At 45.6% G+C, this 3,466-nt stretch carries 2 protein-coding genes and 2 tRNA genes; all 4 read left to right on the top strand.

Features of this window, described 5'->3' with window-relative positions; all coding sequences use genetic code 11:
• The coding region (locus tag VIP81_RS31645) for a sorbosone dehydrogenase family protein (protein WP_331971580.1) at positions 1 to 1,412 on the top strand (1,412 nt) is incomplete at its 5' end.
• A 207-nt stretch (positions 1,413 to 1,619) separates the two neighbouring features.
• Positions 1,620 to 2,732: a DUF5009 domain-containing protein gene (locus VIP81_RS31640; RefSeq protein WP_331971577.1), complete on the top strand. Its 1,113-nt coding sequence runs from the start codon at positions 1,620 to 1,622 to the stop codon at positions 2,730 to 2,732.
• A 438-nt stretch (positions 2,733 to 3,170) separates the two neighbouring features.
• A tRNA-Arg gene (locus VIP81_RS31635) sits at positions 3,171 to 3,244 on the top strand.
• Positions 3,245 to 3,388: 144 nt separating this feature from the next.
• Positions 3,389 to 3,465, top strand: a tRNA-Arg gene (locus VIP81_RS31630).
• Position 3,466: the final 1 nt, after the last annotated feature.

Here is a 3,466-nt window from a genome sequence, read left to right as displayed (position 1 = left end):
TTACATTCAGATGTGAACTACATAATGAAAGAATTATTATCAGTTCAGTAACTACTTACCAAGTATCATTAACATTTATGGAAAGTTATTTTTTATCCCTAAGATTTGCACTGGTCATGGTTGTTTTGGGTGGGTGTCATGGAAGCGGACCAACTACTTTACATGCCGCCGAGGACTCACTGGCCATGCAAAATAACACGCCTCCGGATTCTCTTCCTCTACCTGGCGCCACCAAATCGGTGACTAATTTCAGTGATGTAATCGGCTGGAAGGATGACAGCAAGCCTATTGCCCCGCAGGGCTTTGAGGTAACAAAATTCGCAGACGGTCTTGAGAACCCCCGATGGATCTATGTTGCGCCCAATGGAGATGTTTTCGTTTCCGAGGCCCACGCGATCAAAAGATTTACACAGGAAATCATCAACGCAGCAAGTGGTAAAGCCAAATCAGAAAATAACAGTATCACTGCTAACCGGATTACGATGTTTCGCGATACGGATAACGATGGACACCCGGATCAACGGTACACGTTTCTGAAAAACCTGAATCAACCCCTGGGGATGCTGGTGATGAATGATGCATTTTACGTAGCCAATACAGATGGATTGATGCTGTTTCCTTATCAGGCAGGAATGACAAGCTGCAAGGCTGATGGGAAAAAAATCCTGCCTTTGCCAGCGGGTGGCTATAACAATCACTGGACCAGGAATGTGATCAGAAATGAAGAAGGTACAAAGCTATATGTTTCCGTAGGATCTGGTACCAATGCTGCTGAACACGGTATGGAAAATGAGAAGGGCCGGGCTAATATACTGGAAGTAAATCCTGACGGTACGGGAATGAAAGTCTATGCCAGCGGGTTACGTAATCCGGTGGGAATGGACTGGGCGCCTGGTACCCATACACTTTGGACGGTCGTAAATGAACGTGATCAACTAGGAGACGACCTGGTGCCTGACTATTTCACGAGTGTAAAAGAAGGTGCTTTTTATGGTTGGCCATATACTTATTTTGGACAGCATGAAGATCCGGGGTTAAAAGGGCAGGCAAAAGAACTGGCAAAAACGGCACTGGTGCCTGATTTCGCATTAAAGGCCCATACAGCTTCTCTGGGCCTGGTTTTTTACCGGGGCAATGGATTCCCTGAGAAGTACAGAAATGGCGCCTTTATAGGCCAGCATGGGTCCTGGAACCGCACTTATTTATCAGGGTATAAAGTCATCTTTGTACCTTTCCGTGATGGCCGTCCGGCAGGAAAAGCGGAAGATTTTCTCACGGGTTTTATTGCGGATGAAGTCAGAAGTAAGGTCCATGGTCGCCCGGTAGGCGTTGCGATTGCTAAGGATGGGGCATTACTGGTCGCTGACGATGCCTCCAATACGATCTGGCGTGTTGCTGCTAAAAGCAATTAATGTCCTGGGCTGCAAACGGCCGCCATATAAAATTATCAGCCGGCCGTTTGCACCAGTTTTCTTTAACAAAACTAGTTTTCCCTTTTGTTTTTTTTTATATTTATAGGAAGATGTGCGGCACTGGATAATTGCTGTGGAAGCGTCTTTACCCGGTGGCGATCCTATCACCGGCAGGAGGTGGCGGAACAGCAGGTAAAACAATAAGCAATGGCGATCGCAGTACAACAAAGATTATTATCGCTTGATTTTTTTCGTGGTCTCACGGTGGCCGCCATGATACTGGTCAATAATCCCGGTGACTGGAGTTATGTATATGCTCCGTTGGAACATGCTAAATGGAATGGCTGTACGCCTACAGACCTGATTTTCCCATTTTTCCTGTTTATAGTCGGAGTATCTATTGCTTATGCATTAGGCGCCCGCAAGGAAGATCCTGCGCAGCACCGGGCATTAATCTGGCAGGCGTTGCGCAGGGGCGCTACTATCATTGCACTGGGCTGGTTCCTTAATCTCTTTCCAAAATTCAACTTTGCACACCTGCGGTTTCCGGGGGTGTTACCGCGTATAGGCGTGGTGTTTAGTATCTGTGCCATCCTGTTTATTAAAACAAACCGGCGTACGCAGATCTGGACCGGCATTATTTTGTTATTAAGCTACTGGTTTATGATGACCTGTATCCCCGTACCAGGAATAGGGGCGGCTAACCTGGAGCCGGAAACCAATCTGGGAGCCTGGCTGGACCGGTTAGTCTTTACGCCGGCGCATTTGTGGTCTGGTTCCAAAACCTGGGACCCGGAAGGAATTTTAAGTACCGTTCCCGCTATTGGCACGGGAATATTTGGTATGCTGGTTGGGAGCTGGTTACGTCGGAAAGACCGGGAGAACGCTGTGAAGGTGTCCTGGATGTTTGTATACGGTTTTGGAACGGTGATATTGGCCCTGATCTGGGATCCGTTTTTTCCAATTAATAAATCGCTGTGGACAGGATCTTTCGTATTGTATACCGGCGGCCTGGCTACTATGGCGCTGGCGGCGAGCTATTGGCTGATTGATGTACACGGACATCAGCGTTACCTGACACCTTTTGTTGCTTTTGGGCGAAATGCCATCACCGCCTTCGTATTATCGGGTCTTATTCCCAAGTTGTTGGGTTATATTCCGGTACAGGATACCAATCTGCATCAATGGTTTTACCAGACGGTCTTCGTTAGCTGGTTGTCGCCCTATCATGCCTCACTGGGTGCTGCCATCTTATTGGTGTTGGTCATCCTGGTGCCGATAATGATCATGTACAGGAGAAATGTGATCATTAAAGTTTAAGTTACGCCAGCGCTTCTATACGCTGAGGTAAAGCCAACAAAAAGCCGAAAGACGGAGGTGATCCTGGTTTCAGGCAAACGGGATGCCATCGTAAACCCCAACTGATTCTTCTAACGGAAGCGGCTGCACGAAGATGTCCGGATGCATTCGCGGGCATCTGAAAAATGCTGATAGCCTCTCTGGACCATCCCGGATATAGCGTATATTCCTATACGCTTTGACGGGAAACAAATATGCTGCAGGCCCTTGTTCAGAAAGGATATTACTTCTTTTTAAAAAGGAATATTAGTGGTTGCATAGGGGAGGGGCAAAACGCCAGATTATACTCGCAATTATTTACTACGTATATCCATTGACGGTAGTCATTCAAAAAATAATTCAACTTTTTTTTGTTTAATTTAAAACAAATCCTACATTTGCAATCCCAAACGGGGAAATGGCTTCATAGCTCAACTGAATAGAGCATTTGACTACGAATCAAAAGGTTTCTGGTTTGAATCCAGATGAGGTCACAAAAGATAGAAAATGCTGCAACACTTGCAGCATTTTCTATCAAAATAAAAAATCTGAAGAAAAGCTGTCAGATATAAAAAGTTGAAAAATAATTTGTTAGAATAAAAAATTATTCTACCTTTGCAATCCCGAAAGGGAAATACGGCTTCATAGCTCAACTGAATAGAGCATTTGACTACGAATCAAAAGGTTTCTGGTTTGAATCCAGATGAGGTCACCAA

It is taken from the genome of Chitinophaga sp. (assembly GCF_036566945.1).
Classification (GTDB): domain Bacteria; phylum Bacteroidota; class Bacteroidia; order Chitinophagales; family Chitinophagaceae; genus Chitinophaga.
Note: the sequence above shows the minus strand (reverse complement) of the source record. Positions and strands in the feature narration are given on the sequence as shown.